The sequence below is a fragment of the Halorubrum rutilum genome, from assembly GCF_024494565.1.
This window is the reverse complement of the sequence record NZ_JANHDN010000002.1, coordinates 102,450-119,486: the sequence shown is the minus strand read 5'-3', so window position 1 is coordinate 119,486 and position 17,037 is coordinate 102,450. Positions and strand designations below refer to the sequence as shown.

Here is a 17,037-nt window from a genome sequence, read left to right as displayed (position 1 = left end):
CCGGCGAGCGAGGGCCGTCGGGTCGACAGTCCTGCCGCGTTCGTCCTCTCACTCCCCGCCGGCATCGTCGTCTCCGGCCTCGTCCTCTCTGCCCTCGTCGTCCCCGTCGTCCGCGTCCGCGTTCAGCCGGAGCCCCATCTCCAGCTCGAAGCTCTCGGCGTCCGAGGTCTCGAAGCCGATCTTCTTGTACAGCGAGACGGCCGCGCGGTTCCAGCGCTCGACGGTGAGCCACACCTTCTCGACCCCCTCGGCCTGCCCGTGGCCGAGCAGCCCGCGGATGAGGTGGGTCCCGATCCCGGCGCGCTGGTACTCCTGGTGGACGAAGATCGCCAGCTCGTAGGCGTCGCCGTCGGGGACCAGCGTCGCGTGGCCCGCGACCTCGTCGCCGCACCACGCGATCACGTTGTGGCAGTCGTCGGCGAGGATCGCGTCCAGCCACTCGCGGATGCGCTCCTCCCCGCCCGGCGGGATCCCCTGCGCGCGGTCGGACGGGTCGAAGTCGTCGTACATCCCGACGAGCGACTCGTAGGCCGCCTCGCTGCCGTCGTACGGCCGGATCTCGACGGTCCGGTCCTCCCGGTCGGTGAACTCGGTGGGGGGGACCGGGAACGCGTCGGCGACCGCCGCCGGGTAGCGTCGGTCGCTCATCTGACCAGCGTGACCGTCGTCTTGGCGTTCAACAGGACGAACTCGGCGATCGATCCGATCGTGATCTTCCCCATCGGGCTCGTGTGCCCGCCGCCGAGGACGATCTCCTCGAACGCCTCCCGCTCGGCGATCTCTATCAGCCGGCTTCCGGGGTCGCCCTCGACCCGCCTGACCTCGGCGTCGATCCCCGCGTCGTCGACCGCCTCGCGGGCCCGTTCCATCACGTCGTCCGGCGCGACCGAGGAGTCCTCGTTGTCGACCACCGCCACGGTCAGGTCGTCGTTCGCGACCGCCGCCCGCTCGACGGTCCGGTCGAGCGCGCGGAACGAGTCGTCGCTGCCGCCGATCCCGCAGAGCACCTTCATACGAGCCGTGTCTGCACGGCGGTACAAAAGTGGATCTCCCCGGGACGGGCCGGGACCGCGCCGCCGATCCGACCGCCCGCAGCGACAACCCTTTTGGTCGGGCGCGGGGTTGGTACCGACATGAACGACCAGCCCGGTCCCGCGTCGGACGACGCCGACGGGGGGGCGGACCCCGACCGCGAGCCCTCTGCCGGCGACGCGGGGGCCCCGGGATCCCTCGACGAGGCGTCTCCGCCGAGCGATGCCGACGGCGACGCGACCGCCGCCACCGACGGCGACGGGGCCGACGCGGGCACGGACGACGACGGGGCCGACGGGGTCGACGCGGGCACCGACGCCGACGGCGCGACCGGCGAGGACGGGGGCACCGACGACGCCGGGACGGCCGCCGACGCCGACACCACCGCGGACGCCGACGCCGCCGACGACGTCCCCCCGGAGGTCCGCAAGTACGAGCGGTTCAAGAAGATGGACGGCGCCCGGTACGAGCGCGTCAACGAGTTCCTCCGGGACCGGACGTACGTCACGGCGCGCGAGTGGGCGATCGCGCGGCTCTGCGCCGACTTCCGCACCGAGACGGGCGTCGAGATGACGAAGATCGGCGAGAACCTTCCGGAGCTCGTCCCCTTCATGACGGACACGTACACGCCCCAGGCCGTCAACCAGGCGCGCTACTCCTTCGAGGAGAAGGTGACGAAGGCGGGCGCGACGTTCCTCTACGGGGCGATGTCGGGCTTCTTCACCGCCGAGGACCTCGACGAGATGATGTACGAGGTGACGGAGGTCGCGAAGTTCCTCCTGGAGGTCGAGGGCGTCGACCTCGCGGTCGCCGACGAGCTGGAGGCCGAGGACAAGATCAGCGAGGTGATGCGCGAGGTGCGCGCCTCCTCGGCCGACCTCCGCGGCGAGGAGGTCCGGTGCCCCGAGTGCGGACACGTCCACGAGCCGGCAGAGGACTGAGATGGAGCGGTTCCCCGAGGCCCTCGACGGCATCCCGGACGCGGTGCTGATCGTCGACGGCGAGGGGGTCGTCCGGGCGGCGAACGAGCGCGTCGAGCGGGTGCTCGGGTACGCCCCGGACGACCTGGAGGGAAGGGACTTCGAGTCGCTGCTCTTCGACCCGGGCGACGGCGCCGCCGGCCGGGAGCTCCACCGCTACGTCGTCGACCCGGAGCCCCGGTCGATGTCCGCGAGCCTCGACCTGTGCGTCCGCCGCGCGGACGGCACCGATGCGCCCGTGACGCTCAGCCTCGGGCCGTTCGAGAAGGGCGGCGAGACGTACCTCGTCGTCACGCTCGTCGACGTGCGGGCGGAGCGCGCCGAGCAGGCCGAGCTGCACCGCCGGACGCAGACGCTGGAGGCGCTCCACGAGGCGACCCAGGACCTGCTGAAGACGACCGACCGGGAGGTCGCCGCGGCGGCGGCGGTCGAGTACGTCGAGGAGGTGCTCGGCCACCCGATCGCTGGGATCTGGCTGTACGACGAGGAGCGGGACGCCCTCGATCCTCACGTGTGGACCGACGCGGCCGACGAGGTCGTCGGCGAGCACCCCGTCTTCGCGGCCGACGGCCGGAGCATCTCCTGGCAGGTGTTCGACTCCGGGACGCCGGAGTACGTCGCCGACACGCGCTCGGACCCGGACCGGTACAACCCCGACTCGCCGATCCGGAGCGAGCTCGTGCTCCCGCTCGGCCGGTACGGGATCATCAACGTCGGCGCGACGGAGCCCGACGCGTTCGACGACTCCGACCTCGCGGTCGCGCGGATCTGGGCCGCGACGGTGACGATGGTGTTCGTCCGGATCGAGCGGGAGCGCCAGCTCCGGGCCCGCGAGGACGAGGTCGCCCGCGAGCGCGACCGGCTGGAGGAGTTCGCCAGCCTCGTCTCCCACGACCTCCGGAGCCCGCTCAACGTCGCGGCCGGGAACCTCGACCTGGTCCGTGACCGCCTCCGCGCGGCCGACGTCGAGGTCGACGAGGTCGACGCCGTCGCCCGCGCGCTCGACCGGATGGAGGCGCTCGTCGACGACATGCTGACGCTCGCCAGGCAGGGGTCCGGGATCGACGAGACGGAGCCCCTCTCGCTCCGCGCCGTCGCCGAGGAGTCGTGGGAGAGCGTCGACGCCGCGGCCGCGGCCCTGGTCGTCGCCGGCGACGTCCGGTTCCGCGCCGACCGGAGCCGGTTCCGGCAGGCCCTCGAAAACCTGTTCGCCAACGCGGTCGCTCACGCCGGCGCGGACGTCCGCGTCGAGGTCGGGCCGCTCGGCGACGCCGGGGACGCCGCGAACGCCGGCGACGGCGACGCCGACGGTTCCGGCGCCCCCGGCTTCTACGTCGCCGACGACGGACCGGGGATCCCCGACGACGTGCGCGATCAGGTCTTCGACGCCGGCGTCTCGACCGACCCCGACGGCACCGGTTTCGGGCTGAAGATCGTCGCGGAGGTCGCCGACGCGCACGGCTGGTCGGTCGCGCTCGGCGACGCCGAGACCGGCGGCGCGCGCTTCGAGTTCCGCGGGATCGAGACCGTCGACGCCGACGAGGTCCCCGAGTCCGAGGGCGTCGGCGCCCCCGACGACGACGCTTCCGAGCCCGACGACGGCGAGGAGTGACTCACGGGTCGAGCTCGTGGTGCGTCACCGCGTCGGCGCCGTCGGCGTCCGCCCCGACGTCGAGGACCGCGACGCGGAAGACGTCGTCCGCGCCGTCGACCGGAATCGGGAGTCCGCCGGGGTTCACCCGGACCGTGCCGTCGCGCTCCTCGGCGGCGTGCGCGTGCGTGTGGCCGTGGAACACGTAGTCGTAGTCGCCGCAGTCGACGAGGGCGTCGACGACGACGCCGCTCGTCCCGTGGGTGACCGCGACGTCGACGGGGTCCGCGGCGTCGTCGCCGTCCGCGCCGCCGAACGAGAGCGTCCCGGCCTCGCCGAGGTAGGTGCCGAACGCCTCGACGGTCGACGCCACCGCCCACTCCCCGTCGTTGTTCCCGCGGACGGCGTAAAAGTCGAAGCCGGCGTCGGGGTCGTCGTCACCGCCAGCGGAGTCGCCGTCCCCGGAGTCGCCGCCGACGTCGAACGGGGTGACGGAGAAGGGCGCGACGAAGTCGCCGCAGTGGACGACGGCGTCGACGCCCTCGCGGTCGAACAGCGCTACGGCCGCCTCGACGGCGGCGAGGTCGTCGTGGGTGTCGGAGACGATGCCGACGCGCATTGGTCGCGTCGACACTCGCGTCCCGGGATAATAAACCTCGGCCGCGCCGTTCAGACGCTCGACGGTACATAAACGAACCGACCGGAGACCGCGTTCTCACGATCCGTGGATCCGCGTCTCTTCTTAACCCGATTCCCCGTTCATGTTCGGGCATGGCAAGAGAAAACGACGACGCGGGTCGGCGCACCGGTTCCAGACGCGGGTTCCTCTCGGCGGCCGCGGCGCTCGGGACGGTCGGGCTCGCGGGCTGTGGCGCGCCGCGGGCCGACAGCGCCGGGGGCGCGGAGAACGCGGCCGGCGGCGGGGCGGCGGCCCAGCAGGTCGAGGAGTGGGCCGGCAGCGACTCCACCGGCGTGGAGACGGACCACCCGTACACGACCCCGCGGACGACGATCGACCTCGACGAGCGCGACGGGCAGCTCACGGTGTCGACGACGCCGTGTCGCCACCAGTTGCTCGGCGACGAGTCGCAGGGCGGCCCGTGGGAGCTCCCCGAGGTGTGGGCGTGGCAGACGCCGGACACGGACCCGAGCATCCCCGGGCCCCTGCTCCGGGTGACCGAGGGGACCGACCTGGAGATCACCTACGACAACTCGGACCACAACCGGCCGCACACCTTCCACGTCCACGGGCTCTCGAAGAGCTGGATGGACGACGGCGTCCCGACGACGACGGGGCAGCAGGTCGCGCCGGGCGAGGAGTACACCTACGAGATCAGCGCGAACCAGCCCGGCACGCACCTCTACCACTGTCACTACCAGACGCAGAACCACCTCGACATGGGGATGTTCGGGATCCTCCGCGTCGATCCGGAGGGGTACGAGGCGCCGGACAAGGAGGCGTTCATGACGATCAAAGACTGGGACACGCGCCTGTCGGCCTCGATGGCCGGCGGCGACGTCGACTTCAGCCACCGCGACCGCAACCCGGACGCGTTCACGGTCAACGGCCGCTGCGCGCCGTACACCTTCCACCCCGAGCAGGGGTCGCCGCTGATCGTCGAGGAGGGCGACCGAGTCCGGATCCACTACGTCAACGCCGGCTACGAGTCGCACGCGATGCACACGCACAACCACGGGTTCACCGTCGTCGAGAAGGACGGCGGCGTCATCCCCGAGGCCGCCCGGCACCGCGAGGACGTGGTCCCCATCGCGCCCGCCGAGCGGAAGACGATCGAGTTCACCGCGAGCGCCGACCCCGGCGTCTACGCGCTCCACTGCCACAAGGTGAACCACGCGATGAACGGCGACACCTACCCCGGCGGGATGATCGGCGGGATGGCCTACGAGAGCGTCACGGACACGGAGCAGTTCGCGTCCGTGATGGAGCTGGCCGGCTACGAGGCCTGACGGGAGCGACCCCGGAGGGTCGCCCGCCCCGCCCGCGACCGGCTCGCCGCCGCGTCGCCCCGTTCGGCCCGATACCGCCGACCTCGATCAGGCCGAGTCGGCGCCGGAGGCGACCTCAGTCGGGTCCGGTTCCGCGCTGGTCCCGGCTCCCTCGTTGCCTTCGAGGTCGGCCTTCCGACGGTTCCGCAGGGCCAGCAGCGCGAACAGCGCGAGCCCGGCGCCGCGCAGCGTCAGGTCGAGCAGGAGCGCGTCGACCGAGACGGTCACGCCGACGAGCCCGAGCACGTCGAAGACGCTCTCGGAGAGGAGCCCCGGCGCCATCAGCAGCAGCGAACTGAGCGCGAACGCGCCGCGGGCGACCCGGCCGACGCGCGCGTACAGCGTCCCGATGACGGTCGCGCCGAGCGCGATCACGCCGAGGAAGACCCCGACGACGGGGACGAGGATCTCGGGGACCGAGTAGGAGAGCTCGGCGAGGTCCTCGAACCCGATCACGCGGTACCGCTCGCGAAGCGGCAGGTCGGCGGCGTTCGCCTTCTCGCGCAGCAGGACGATCCCCGGCGCGAGCACGAACGCGAAGGGGACGATCGCCTTGTTCAGCGACAGCGAGAACGCCTTCACCCCGGTCTCGAAGGGGTCGGACTTGGCGACCCCGCTGGCCGCGTACGCCGCCACGGCCACCGGCGGCGTGATGTCGGCGATCACGCCGAAGTAGAGGATGAACAGGTGAGCGGCCAGGAGCGGGATGCCGAACTCCACGAGCGGCGTCGCGAGCATCGAGATGAGGATGATGTAGGTGACCGTCGTCGGCATCCCCATCCCGAGGATGATGCTCGACACGGCCGTCACGAGCAGCATGACCACGATCGACCCGCCCGAGAGGGCCAACAGCAGCGAGGTCAGGTTGGGACCGAGCCCGGAGACGCTGATGACGCCGGGGATGATCCCGGCGGCCGCGACCGCGACCACGACCGGGACCGCGGTGCGCGCGCCCTGCTCCATCGACGTGACAACGAAGGCGCCGAGCTTGAACGGCTGGCTGTCCCCCAAGTCGCGGCCGGTCCGGTCGCCGATCGTCTCGGCGGTGTCCCGGACCGAGGGGTTCAGGTCGAGCAGCGACGCGTCGAGGTCGGGCTTGGACAGCAGCGTGAGCGCGCCCGCGAGCATCGCGTACCACTCGATCCCCGCGAGCAGGGCGGCGGCCGCCTCGCGGGGCGGGAGCCCCGCTCCACCGGAGCCGGCGAGGAGGCCCCCGACGTTCACGCCGGCCAGCGCGTGGCTCGCGAACTCGACCCCGACGATCGCCGCGAAGACGGCGAGGAGGCGCAGCCGCGTCTCCTCGCTGTACGCCGAGACGAGCGCGATCAGCCCGACGAGCGCCACGAGCGTGAACCACGCCGACCGGGAGACCGAGAGCCGCTCGACGATGAGGTAGTAGAGGAGGAGCCCGATCGGGACGAGGTAGAACCAGCCGCGCTTGAGGTGGTTCCAGAGCCCGACGGTGTCCTCCCCGGAGACGCCGCCGATCCCCTCCTGTACCGCCTTGAGGTGGACCATCACCCAGACGCCGAAGAAGAAGACGATCGCCGGGATCGTCGCGATGATGATGATGTCGGCGAACGGCGTCGCCGTGTACTGGACCATGAGGAAGGCGGCCGCCCCCATCACCGGCGGGAGGATCTGCCCGCCGGAGGAGGCGGACGACTCGACCGCCCCGGAGAACTCCGGCGAGTAGCCCGACCGCTTCATCAGCGGGATGGTGAACGCGCCGGTCGTGACCGTGTTGGCGATGGACGACCCCGAGATCGTCCCCATGAACCCGCTGGCGAGGATGCTCGCCTTGGCGGGGCCGCCCTTGCGTCCCCCGGTGAGCGCGTACGCGAGGTCGATGAACCACTGGCCGGCCCCGCTCATCTCCAGGAACGAGCCGAACAGGATGAAGATGTAGATGAAGCTCACCGACACCGTCACCGGGATGCCGAACACCCCGTTCTCGGTGTTGTACCAGAGGTTCTGGACGATGTCCGGCCACGTGAGCTCCGGGATCGCGAGCAGCCCGATAAACGGCGTGCCCGAGCTGATGAGGTACCCCCACCGAGCGTAGACGATGAACGTGGCGACGATGATCATCAGCGGGAGGCCGAGGGTCCGCCGGGTGCCCTCCAACACCAACAGCACGCCGGCCACGCCCAGAAGCATCGCGTAGGAGTACTCGCTGATGAAGGGGACGCCGCCGAGCAGGGGTTGGAGGAACGCGTACACCTCGGTGACGGGGCGCCCCGAGTCGACCCCGAAGACGCGCATGTTCTGGATCTCCGAGAACTCCGTCATGAAGTAGAACGCCGAGAGGAACGCCACGGCGACGAACGCCAGGTCGACCGGGGTCACCCGCTCTCGGTCGGGGTCGAGGAGAGCCCAGCGGACCCCCGCCCGGACCCCTTCGAGCGCCCGCGTGACGGGACTGCGCTCGCCGAGGCGGCGCGACGCCGCGGGGACGACCCGACCGAGGTTGCGGGCGAAGAGCCCGTCGCCGGTGCTCACCGGGAACAGCAGGAAGGTGAGGACGAGCGCGAAGGCGACGTGGATCGCGTTCGCCTGCAGCAGCTGGAGCGAGACCTGCCAGGGGGCGATCGAGATCCCCGCGACCTCGACGGTCGGGAGCCAGACCGTGAACGTGTAGCTCCGGGCCGCGAGGAACAGCTGGAAGACGGAGAACGCGATCCCGATGACCGCGACCGCCACCGCGGCGACCCCCCGGAGCGAGCGGCGGCGCTCGATCTCCTGTATCAGCTCGTCCGCCTCCTCGCGGGAGAGCCCCTCGTCGCCGCCGTCCGGCGGCTCGTCGCCGCTCCGACCGCCGCCGGAGCCGCCGGGAGGCGGTCCCCCCGGGCCGCCGTCGTTCGGGTCGTCGATACCGCCGTCGGTTCGGGTGGTCGTGGTCATAGGATCCTCTGGAGAAGCGACCGTCGTTCGATGTGCATCCTCACGTCGTTGCCGTCGGTCACCGCGACGAGGTCGTACCGCCGGTCGTCGACGATCAGCGCGTGGTCGGCGATCCGCCCCGGCGAGACGAGGAGCTCGTCGAGCTCGGTTATCGGCTCCGCGGGGTCGTACACGAGCGTCCCGTTGACGTTCGTGACGTCGACCCGCGCGGGGAGCCCCCAGCCGTAGGACTCGAACTCCATCCGCGTGTTCACGAGCGTCCGTCCGTCGACGCGGTACTCGTCGTACACGCGGGACTTCTCGACGCTGTGGGTGTATTCGAGCGCCACCGTGCTCCCGTCGTTCACCGGCTCGGCGACGTACCGCTCGCCCGTGTCGATATCCTCGACGACGAGGACGGCCCCGATCGGCGCGGTCACCGCGACGGCGACGAACGCGAGCACCGCGAGCGCGAGTACCGCGGCCCCGAGGGTCGACTGAGAAGAGCGGCCCATGTGTTCGGGTGGTCCTTGTTGTGGTGAGTTCGAACGGCCGGCGAGCCGGGGTCAAACGAGGGGCGGCGCGTCCTCTGGGACGCGTCCGGCAGCCGTCGGGGGTCTACGCGTCGAAGTAGGCCGCGGCGCCCTCGTGCAGCTCGATCGACATCCCGTCCTGCGCGCTGTCGACGGTGATGAAGTCGGTCTTGATCGTGAGCTCGTCGAGGTTGTCGAAGATGGCCGCGGTGACCGTCTCGACGGTGTCGGCCGGGACCTCGGCGTTCGTGGCGATCATCGCCTGCACGGCGACGGTCTCGACGTCCTCCTCGACGCCGCTGTACGTGCCGCCGGGGATGGTGTCGTCCGCGAACCAGGAGGCGTCCTCCTTGACCGCCGCGCGGTTGTCGCCCGCGATCGGGACGATCTCGATGTCGTTCGTGTTCGCGAGCTCCTCGATCGCGCCGACCGGCCAGCCGCCGACGACGAAGGCCGCGTCGATGTCGCCGTTAGCGAGCTGCTCGGACGCCTGCGAGAAGCCGGCGTTCTGCTCGTTGTAGTCGGAGATCCCGAGCGACTCCAGGATCTGCTGCGCGTTGACCTGCGTCCCCGACCCGAGGTCGCCGGTGTTGATCGTCGCGCCGCTGAGGTCGCCGACGGCGGAGATGTCGCTCTCGGCCAGCGTGACGAGCGTGATCGTCTCCGGGTACAGCGTCGCGACGCCCTGGAGGTTCTCGATCGCGTTGTCCTGGAAGGCGTCGATGCCCGTTCCGTTCTTCGCGAACGAGGCGATGTCGTTCTGGATCAGCGCGAAGTCGGCCGACCCGTCGGCGAGGCTGCCGACGTTCTCGACGCTCGCGCCCGTGGACTGGACGTTCAGCGTGAAGTCGGTGTTGGCGTCGACGACCGTCTTGAACTCGTTCGAGAGCGGGAAGTAGGTCCCGCCGGTCCCGCCGGCGTGCCAGCTCAGGCGCGTCCCGGAACCGCCGTCGGAGCCGTCGGAGCCGTCGGACCCGTCGTCGCCGTCCATGCCGTCGCCGCCGTCGGAGCCATCCGAGCCGTCGGACCCGTCCGAGCCGTCCGAGCCGCCGCCGTCTCCCGAACACCCGGCGAGGCCGATCAGGCCGGCGGCCGCGGTTCCCTTGAGGATCTGACGACGATCGATGCTGTCGACGTTGTAATCGCGCGACATAGAGTTGTAGACTGATCGCTTCCGTATGTAGCTGTCGGTGGAATCCCACCCGAAAGGGATTAGTTTGCGCACATACGATCCGTCCGCTATCGACCGCCTCCGCCGCTAACACCGGCGATCCCCCGTCGACGACGACGGGTTCGCGGACGCCGGGAGGGGAGGCGCCCTCGTTCCGGGCGCCGGTTCGGCCCCCCTCGCCGCCTCAGGCCTGCTCGGCGCCGTAGACGACGTTGACGCTGACGCGCACGCTCACGTCGCCGGTCTCGATCCCGGTCGCGGCGTCGCCGCCGCCGGCGTCGGCCGTCGCGGCCTCGGCGACGCGGTACGGCGTCACCCCGGCGTCCGCGGTGGAGACGCTGTACGCGCCCGTGACCTCCAGCCCGCTGGAGTTCGCCAGCACGGCCGCGTCGGCGTCGGCGTTCGCCATCGCGTTCTCGATCGCCGCCGCGCGCACCTCGCTCTCGCGCTCCTCGCTCAGCCCGAACTCGATCCGCTCCACCTCGTCGGCGCCCGCGCCGATCGCGACGTCGACGACCTCGCCCACCGCCGCCACGTCGTCGACCGTGAGCTCGTAGCTGTGGACGCCCCGGTACGTCGTTCGGTTCGGATCGTCCCGCGTCTCGAATGACTCGCGCACGTCGTAGCGCTCGGTCCGGATGTCGTCCTCGGTGAGCCCCCAGTCGGTCAGCGCCGCCCGGAGCGACTCGTCCGCGGCGGAGAGCTCGTCGCGGACCGCCGCCGAGTCGTCGCCGGTCGCGGTCACCGCCACGACCAGCGTGGCGCGGTCCGGCTCGGCCGTGGCCTCGCCGGTCGCGGTCACCTCGATGCTCCTGTCGAGCGCCTCGCCCGGGGCGTTCGCGCCCGGCCCGCCGTCGCCGGTCGTCCCGGCGAGCCCCGCACAGCCCGCCAGCGCGACGAGCAGCGCGAGCCCGGCCGCGGTCGCCAGTTTTCGGTCCATGTTCGCCCCCTCGCCCGGAGGCCGTAATAAGTCGCCGATGGGACAAACAGCCGTTTGCGCTATCGCGCGCACAGCCCCGCGGCGGGGTCGGTCGCGCCGCCGCGGGGTCCGAGCCGGCCACGCGGCGTCGCCCGGCTTTCACCCTCCGTCGCCGTCCCGCTCGACGTCGTCGCTCGCCTCGTCCGCCTCCGCGTCGTCCGGGTCGTCGTGGTCGGTGACGACCGACCGCTCCGGCGACGGGCCCTCGCCGCCGTCGACGTCCGCGCTCCCGTCCGCCGCCGCGTCGTCGCCGCGCTCCCCCCCGTCCGGGTCGTCGTGGTCGGCTATCACCGTCGAGTCGGCGTCGCCGTCCGCCTCGGCGGACGCGTCGCTCCCGTCGTCCGAACCGCTGACCGCGAGGGGCGCGGGGCCGGAGTCGTCCGGGCCGGAGAGCGCCGCCCCCTGCGACGCGTCGGGGTCACGCTCGACCCCGCCGTCCGGGGGCCCGGTGACCCGCCGTCCCGAGCCGAACAGCCGGTTGCGGATCGACCGGCTGCTGGGGCGCTCGGCGAGCAGCACCGAGCAGTCCACGTCGTGGATCACGTCCAGGTGGAGCGAGTCCGCGACGAGCCGCGAGAGGAGCCCCTTCTCCGTCGCGCCGATGACGACGAGCGTGCTGTCCGCCGCCTCCCGCGCGATGGCGCCCTCGACGTCACCGCCGTCGTCGACGACGCGCTCCGCGTCGGCGAGGCCGTGCTCGGTCGCCCACCCGGCGAGGAACTCCTCGCCCGCGGCGCGCGCTCCGGCCCCGTCGACGACGTGTAACAGCGTCACCTCGGCGCCGGCCGTCCGCGAGAGCACGCCCGCCACCTCCGCGCCGAGCGCCGAGTCCGGGCCGCCGGAGGTCGGGAGGAGGACCTTCGAGGTGTCGAGGTCGCTCTCGCTCAGGATGAGGAAGTCGCAGGGGAGCTGGTTGGTGAGCTCGTCGATGGGGCGCTCCGCGCGGGCGGCGCTCCACAGCTGGTCCTCGCCCCACCCCATCAGCACCGCCTCCGGACGGGTCCGGCGGGCCATGTTGAACACCTCCTCGAACGACCGGTGCGAGACGACGGTCGACGTTGAGACGTCGACGCCGTGTCCCTCGGCGGTCTCGCGGAGCCCCTCCATCCCCTCCTCCGAGACGTCGGCGATCCGGCCTGCCCCGGCCGCCAGCGACATGCGCTCCGGCGCCTGCACGACGTGGACGATGTGGACGAGCCCGTCCTCGTGGTCGCTGGCGAGGCGGCTCGCGAGCTCGACGATCGGCCCGTCGGTCCGCGGGTTCGTGATCGGGACCATGATCCGGTACCCCTCGTTGGCGAACAGCGTCGCCTCCGTGGCGTCCAGGATCGGGACGTACGAGCGCCCCGCGGCCCGGCCGAGCGCCCACTCGGGCACTGTCAGCCGGCGGGTCATCCCCTCGAAGCGCGCCTCTTCGAGCCGCTCCTCGCTGGTCTGGAAGTAGTTCACCAGCGTGACGAGGACCACCCCGCCGATCGTGTTCCCGAGCAGCACCGGGAGGACGAAGCCGCCGAGCCCGCCGACGAGGGTGACCTCGCCGGCGTACAGCCCGAGCCGCTGCGCGAACAGCAGGTACAGCACCTCGGTGAAGGAGACGACGACGTGGTAGAGGTCCCCGAGCGGGATCGCGAGGAACGCGAGGTAGACGACGAGCAGGCGGGTGACGGAGTTCGTGGAGGCGAACCCGACCCAGACGACGCCGGCGACGATGAGCCCGGCCATCGCGGCCTTGAAGAAGAGCGGCCAGAAGCCGACGTCGAGCCCGCCGGCCGAGATGTAGATCGCCGAGTCGACCGTGTCGCCCGAGAAGACGCCGCCGTACGAGAGCACGACCGCCCCGAACGCGCCGCCGGTGAAGTTCCCCGCGAGCACGATGGTCCAGTGGCGGAGCAGGGTCGGGAGGCTCGCGAGCCGCTCCAGCGTCAGCGCGACCGGCGGGAGCGTGTTCTCCGTGTACAGCTGGTAACCCCCGATGATGATGTAGACGAACCCGAGCGGGTACAGCAGGACGCTCAGGATGGGATGGCCGTCGGTCGACGCCGTCAGCGAGGCGTACAGCATGAAGGTGATCGTGATCGCCAGCCCCGCGGCGACGCCGCTGAAGAACAGCTCGCGTCCGCCGGAGGTCACCTCCTCGTCGGCGGCGGCGATGATCCGCTGGAACACCTCGTCCGACGAGAAGCGGTCCCGGACCGCCTCGCCGACCGCCGGTGCTCCGCTCTGCGAGCGCTCGACGACCTCGCGTATCGAGTCGTCGTCGTCGGGCCCTGTCGAATCGGTCACTGTCCCTACCGTCTGCGGCGGCGTTGAAAAGTACTTCCTCTCACGCTACCGGCCGGCGGAACCGTCGAACGTCGCGTTTCGGCGCGAGAACGCGTCCGTTTCCACACAAACGCGAACCGATCGGGGTCGAACGCCCGAACTCGGGGGCGCCCGATCGTCGACGAGCCCGGGCGTCAGGCGCGCTCGACCGTCACGAACCGCACCTCCACCCGCACCTCCTCGCCGGTCGTCGCCTCGATCCGGCGGTCGAGCGCCTCGGCCACGCCCCCGACGCCGGCGCCCGGCGGCGCCCCGACGGTGACCACCACGCGTTCGGTGTCGAGCGGCGGGACCGTTCCGCCGCGCTCGACGTCGAGTTCGAGGAGCTCCATCCCGGAGCCCGTCGCCGCCAGCTCGTCGCCGACGGCGCTCCGGACGTCGGTCTCCGTCGTCGAGGCGACGTACGACTCGTAGGTGACGCCGCCGAGGAACACCGACAGCACCGCGATTGCGGCGACGAGGACCGCGACGCGCTTCACGAAGGCGGCCCGGGCGTCGTCCTCGCGGAACCACCGCTGCGGCCGGTACCCCTCGTACCACAGCACGACGAGCGCGGAGAGGTTGATCGAGAGGACGTTCACCGCGACGATCACGCCGGCGCCGACCACGAGCCGGGGGATCCGAAACGCGATCCCGATGCCGACGGCGGCCGCCGGCGGGATGAGTGCCACCGCGATCATCACACCGACCAGCGTCGCGGAGACGCCCGTCATCAGCGAGACGATCCCGGCAATTCCGGCGCCGATCGCCACGACGAGCACGAGGACGTTCGGGGCGACCCGCTCCGAGACCTCGGCGAGTTCGAGCGGGTCGAGCCCGGGCGGGACCAGGGCGAGGGTCCGCAGGGCGAACGCGAACAGCGTCGCGGCGGCGACCGCGACGACGACGCCGAGCACCTGCATCCGCACGCCGCGCCGGAACATCTCCTCGTCGTCGACGACGGTGCCGATCGCGGCCGACATCGCGGGGCCGATCAGGGGGGCGATCACCATCGACCCCACCACGGTCGCCGGCGAGTCGAGCAGGAGGCCGGCGGTCGCGATCACCGCCGAGATCACCGTCATCAGCACGTACGTGCCGAGCCCGGAGGCGAGGTCGTCCGCCTTCGCCTGCAGCTCCTCCCGCGAGATCCGGTCGCCGCCGCGCTCGGCGTCCGCCTCGTACTCGTCTTCGAGCGCCTCGAACCGGCGCGAGATGACGGTCTCGGCGGCGACGATGACGGTGTAGGTGCTCTCGTCGATCCCCGCCTCGCGGAGGCGTTCGAGGACGGGCTCGACCGCGGCGGTCGGGAGCGGGAACGTCGCGACCGCGGTGTACTCGCGCCCGCTCGTCTCGTCGGTGACCACGTAGTCCACCCCCTCCTCGTCGAGCGCGCGCACGACGGCCGCGCGCTTCCCCGCCGGGATCATGACCTGAACGAGTCGCACGGTTGGCGGTCACGCCGCCGGTCCTTATAACGGGCGGTGGGGGACGCGGACCGGATCGAGGCGGACCGAGCCGCGGCGGACCGGGCCGCGGCGGACCGAGCCCCCGCCGGTCTCGCGAGAAACGGAACTTTAATGCGCGAATCCCTCGCACCTTCGGACAAGAATGCTCTCGCCGCTGGCTATCGACACGTTCCTGCTCGACTACCACCTCGGGCACGTCATACTGCTCGGGTTCATCCTCTCGCTGCTGGGCGCCGCGCCGCTGAAGTCCCAGCGCGTGATCGCCTCCGTCTTCGCCGGCTTCGGGCTGATCTTCTTCATGTCGCCGTACACGACGATGCCCAAGACGTACATCCTGATCGGCATCCCGCTGATCCTCATCGGGACGCTGCTGTGGACGATGGCCGACGGTTGACCGGCGCGCGCGGCGCCGATTCGGTTCTCCCTCAAGTTCTCTCGTTCCTCGCTATTTCCTCGCCGGCGACGCGTCCCGGATCGGTCGCTCCCGGCGCCGCCGTTCGATCCCGCTCCTTTTTGCACCCCCGGCGACACTCCCCGGCATGGTCACGGTACGGGCGCCCGCCACGAGCGCGAACCTCGGCAGCGGGTTCGACGTGTTCGGGGCGGCGCTCACGCGGCCGGCCGACGTCGTCACCGTCGAGAAGGCGGCGGAGACGACGATCGAGGTCACGGGCGTCGGCGCGCAGTACATCCCGGAGGACCCCGAGAAGAACACGGTCGGCGCGGTCGTCGAGGCCCTCGACGCGCCCGCGCGCATCCACATCGACAAGGGGGTCCGCCCGGCATCCGGGCTCGGCTCGTCGGCCGCCAGCGCCGCCGGCGCCGCGGTCGCGCTCAACCGGCTGTACGACCGCGGGCTCTCCCGCTCCGAGCTCGTCCCGGTCGCCGCGGAGGGCGAGGCGGTCGTCTCCGGCGTCGCCCACTCGGACAACGTCGCGCCCTCGATCCTCGGCGGCTTCACGGTGACGACGAGCGAGACCACCCACGCGGTCGACGCCGCGGTCCCGCTCGTCGTCTGCCTCCCCGACGTCGCCGTCTCCACCCGCGACGCGCGGCGGGTCGTCCCCGAGCGCGCGCCGATGGAGGACCTCGTCGAGACCGTCGGCAACGCGGCGACGCTCGCGATCGGGATGTGCCGCTCCGACCCCGACCTCGTCGGCGCCGGCATGAGCGACCCCGTGGTCACCCCGGAGCGCGCCCGCCTGATCACGGGCTACGACGAGGTGCGCGCCGCCGCCTTCGACGCCGGCGCCGCGGGCGTCACCGTCAGCGGCGCCGGCCCCGCCATCATCGCGGTCTGCCGCGAGGACCGTCGCCGGGGGGTCGCCGCCGCGATGCTCGACGCGTTCGCCGAGGCCGGGATCGACGCCCGCGCCTACCAGACCCGGATCGGGAAGGGATCGACGGTGCTGGAGGAGTAGGGACGGGCGACGAGACGGTAACCGAGCCGCGCTCAGCAGTTGCTCTCGGTCTCGGCGGTGTCCCACACCCCGTCGACGAAGGCCTCCCGGTCGAGTTCCCCGCGCCCGAATGCCGCCGCGGCGTCGGCGCAGACGTGCCACGTCCCGGTCATGCACTCGTGGAGCGACGTGGCCCGCAGCGACGCGCCGTCGGGCCGGTGCGACGCGAACGCCGCGGCGAGCGCCGCGACCTCCTCCCGGAACCGCTCCTCCCCGGCGTGGGGGGTTCCGCGATACCTGAGCACCCAGACGTCCCCCGCGTCGCTGAACCCGATCCGCTCGACGCCGTCGTCGCCCGTGAACCGGGTCGGCCCGTCGGTCTCGGCCTCGACGGTCGCCAGCAGCTCTCGGGCGGCGGGGCTCTCCGGGGTCTCGCCCGCCTCGAGGAACCGCTCCTCGGAGTCGGCGGTGGTCGCCAAACTCCGCGCACAGCCATCGTTAGGGGGTCCGCCGTCCGCTCCGCTCCCTCCGAGACACCCGGCTAGCGTCGCCGCGAGACACCCCGCGGCTCCGGCGAGGCAGGCTCGTCGGTTCATACGCCTGCCGTTCCATCTCCGGTAAGTAACCGATTCCGGTGGCTAAAACGTCCGTTTCGGCCTCGTGACGACGGGTCGCTCGTCTCCGGCGCTCC

Annotated in this window: 15 protein-coding genes; 5 read left to right on the top strand and 10 right to left on the bottom strand. The window is 71.9% G+C overall.

Annotated elements, in window-relative coordinates; all coding sequences use genetic code 11:
• Positions 1-48: 48 nt before the first annotated feature.
• Both NO900_RS04040 and NO900_RS04035 read right to left on the bottom strand, forming a co-directional pair.
• Entirely contained in the window at positions 49-648 is a 600-nt protein-coding gene (locus tag NO900_RS04040; RefSeq protein WP_256407937.1) for a GNAT family N-acetyltransferase, read from the bottom strand.
• Positions 645-1,013 (bottom strand): universal stress protein, encoded by a 369-nt coding sequence (locus NO900_RS04035; RefSeq protein ID WP_256407936.1) that lies wholly within the window; start codon positions 1,011-1,013, stop codon positions 645-647. The genes NO900_RS04040 and NO900_RS04035 overlap by 4 nt, the downstream gene beginning before the upstream one ends.
• A 120-nt stretch (positions 1,014-1,133) precedes the next feature.
• On the opposite strand from NO900_RS04035, the gene NO900_RS04030 reads away from it, so the two are divergent.
• Complete coding sequence (locus NO900_RS04030) at positions 1,134-1,973, top strand: DUF5806 family protein (protein ID WP_256407935.1); 840 nt, start codon at positions 1,134-1,136, stop codon at positions 1,971-1,973.
• A 1-nt stretch (position 1,974) separates the two neighbouring features.
• Entirely contained in the window at positions 1,975-3,624 is a 1,650-nt protein-coding gene (locus NO900_RS04025; RefSeq protein ID WP_256407934.1) for a sensor histidine kinase, read from the top strand.
• 1 nt (position 3,625) lies between these two features.
• On the opposite strand, the gene NO900_RS04020 is transcribed toward NO900_RS04025, so the two are convergent.
• Positions 3,626-4,222 (bottom strand): YfcE family phosphodiesterase, encoded by a 597-nt coding sequence (locus tag NO900_RS04020; protein WP_256407933.1) that lies wholly within the window; start codon positions 4,220-4,222, stop codon positions 3,626-3,628.
• Between the two features lie 152 nt (positions 4,223-4,374).
• Between NO900_RS04020 and NO900_RS04015 the strand changes: the two genes are divergently transcribed.
• Positions 4,375-5,571: a multicopper oxidase domain-containing protein gene (locus tag NO900_RS04015; protein ID WP_256407932.1), complete on the top strand. Its 1,197-nt coding sequence runs from the start codon at positions 4,375-4,377 to the stop codon at positions 5,569-5,571.
• Positions 5,572-5,658: 87 nt separating this feature from the next.
• Here NO900_RS04015 and NO900_RS04010 read toward each other — a convergent pair whose 3' ends face one another.
• The 6 genes from NO900_RS04010 to NO900_RS03985 form a co-directional block, all read right to left on the bottom strand.
• On the bottom strand, positions 5,659-8,514 hold the full coding sequence (locus NO900_RS04010) for a TRAP transporter permease (protein ID WP_256407931.1): 2,856 nt from the start codon (positions 8,512-8,514) through the stop codon (positions 5,659-5,661).
• Positions 8,511-9,008 (bottom strand): DUF1850 domain-containing protein, encoded by a 498-nt coding sequence (locus NO900_RS04005; protein WP_256407930.1) that lies wholly within the window; start codon positions 9,006-9,008, stop codon positions 8,511-8,513. Before NO900_RS04005 ends, NO900_RS04010 begins: the two co-directional genes overlap by 4 nt.
• A 103-nt stretch (positions 9,009-9,111) precedes the next feature.
• Positions 9,112-10,179, bottom strand: a complete 1,068-nt coding sequence (locus tag NO900_RS04000; protein WP_256407929.1) for a TAXI family TRAP transporter solute-binding subunit — start codon at positions 10,177-10,179, stop codon at positions 9,112-9,114.
• Between the two features lie 202 nt (positions 10,180-10,381).
• On the bottom strand, positions 10,382-11,137 hold the full coding sequence (locus NO900_RS03995; protein ID WP_256407928.1) for an SIMPL domain-containing protein: 756 nt from the start codon (positions 11,135-11,137) through the stop codon (positions 10,382-10,384).
• A 138-nt stretch (positions 11,138-11,275) separates the two neighbouring features.
• A complete protein-coding gene (locus tag NO900_RS03990; protein ID WP_256407927.1) occupies positions 11,276-13,459 on the bottom strand; it encodes a formate/nitrite transporter family protein in 2,184 nt (727 codons plus the stop codon).
• A 173-nt stretch (positions 13,460-13,632) separates the two neighbouring features.
• Entirely contained in the window at positions 13,633-14,907 is a 1,275-nt protein-coding gene (locus tag NO900_RS03985; protein ID WP_256408416.1) for a TIGR00341 family protein, read from the bottom strand.
• Positions 14,908-15,088: 181 nt separating this feature from the next.
• Here NO900_RS03985 and NO900_RS03980 point away from each other — a divergent pair, with 181 nt between their 5' ends.
• Together NO900_RS03980 and NO900_RS03975 are read left to right on the top strand one after the other, a co-directional pair.
• On the top strand, positions 15,089-15,340 hold the full coding sequence (locus NO900_RS03980) for a DUF8006 family protein (protein ID WP_256407926.1): 252 nt from the start codon (positions 15,089-15,091) through the stop codon (positions 15,338-15,340).
• 145 nt (positions 15,341-15,485) lie between these two features.
• Positions 15,486-16,367: a homoserine kinase gene (locus NO900_RS03975; protein ID WP_256407925.1), complete on the top strand. Its 882-nt coding sequence runs from the start codon at positions 15,486-15,488 to the stop codon at positions 16,365-16,367.
• A gap of 32 nt (positions 16,368-16,399) precedes the next feature.
• Here the strand turns inward: NO900_RS03975 and NO900_RS03970 are convergent, their stop codons facing one another.
• Entirely contained in the window at positions 16,400-16,825 is a 426-nt protein-coding gene (locus NO900_RS03970; protein WP_256407924.1) for a DUF8159 domain-containing protein, read from the bottom strand.
• Positions 16,826-17,037: the final 212 nt, after the last annotated feature.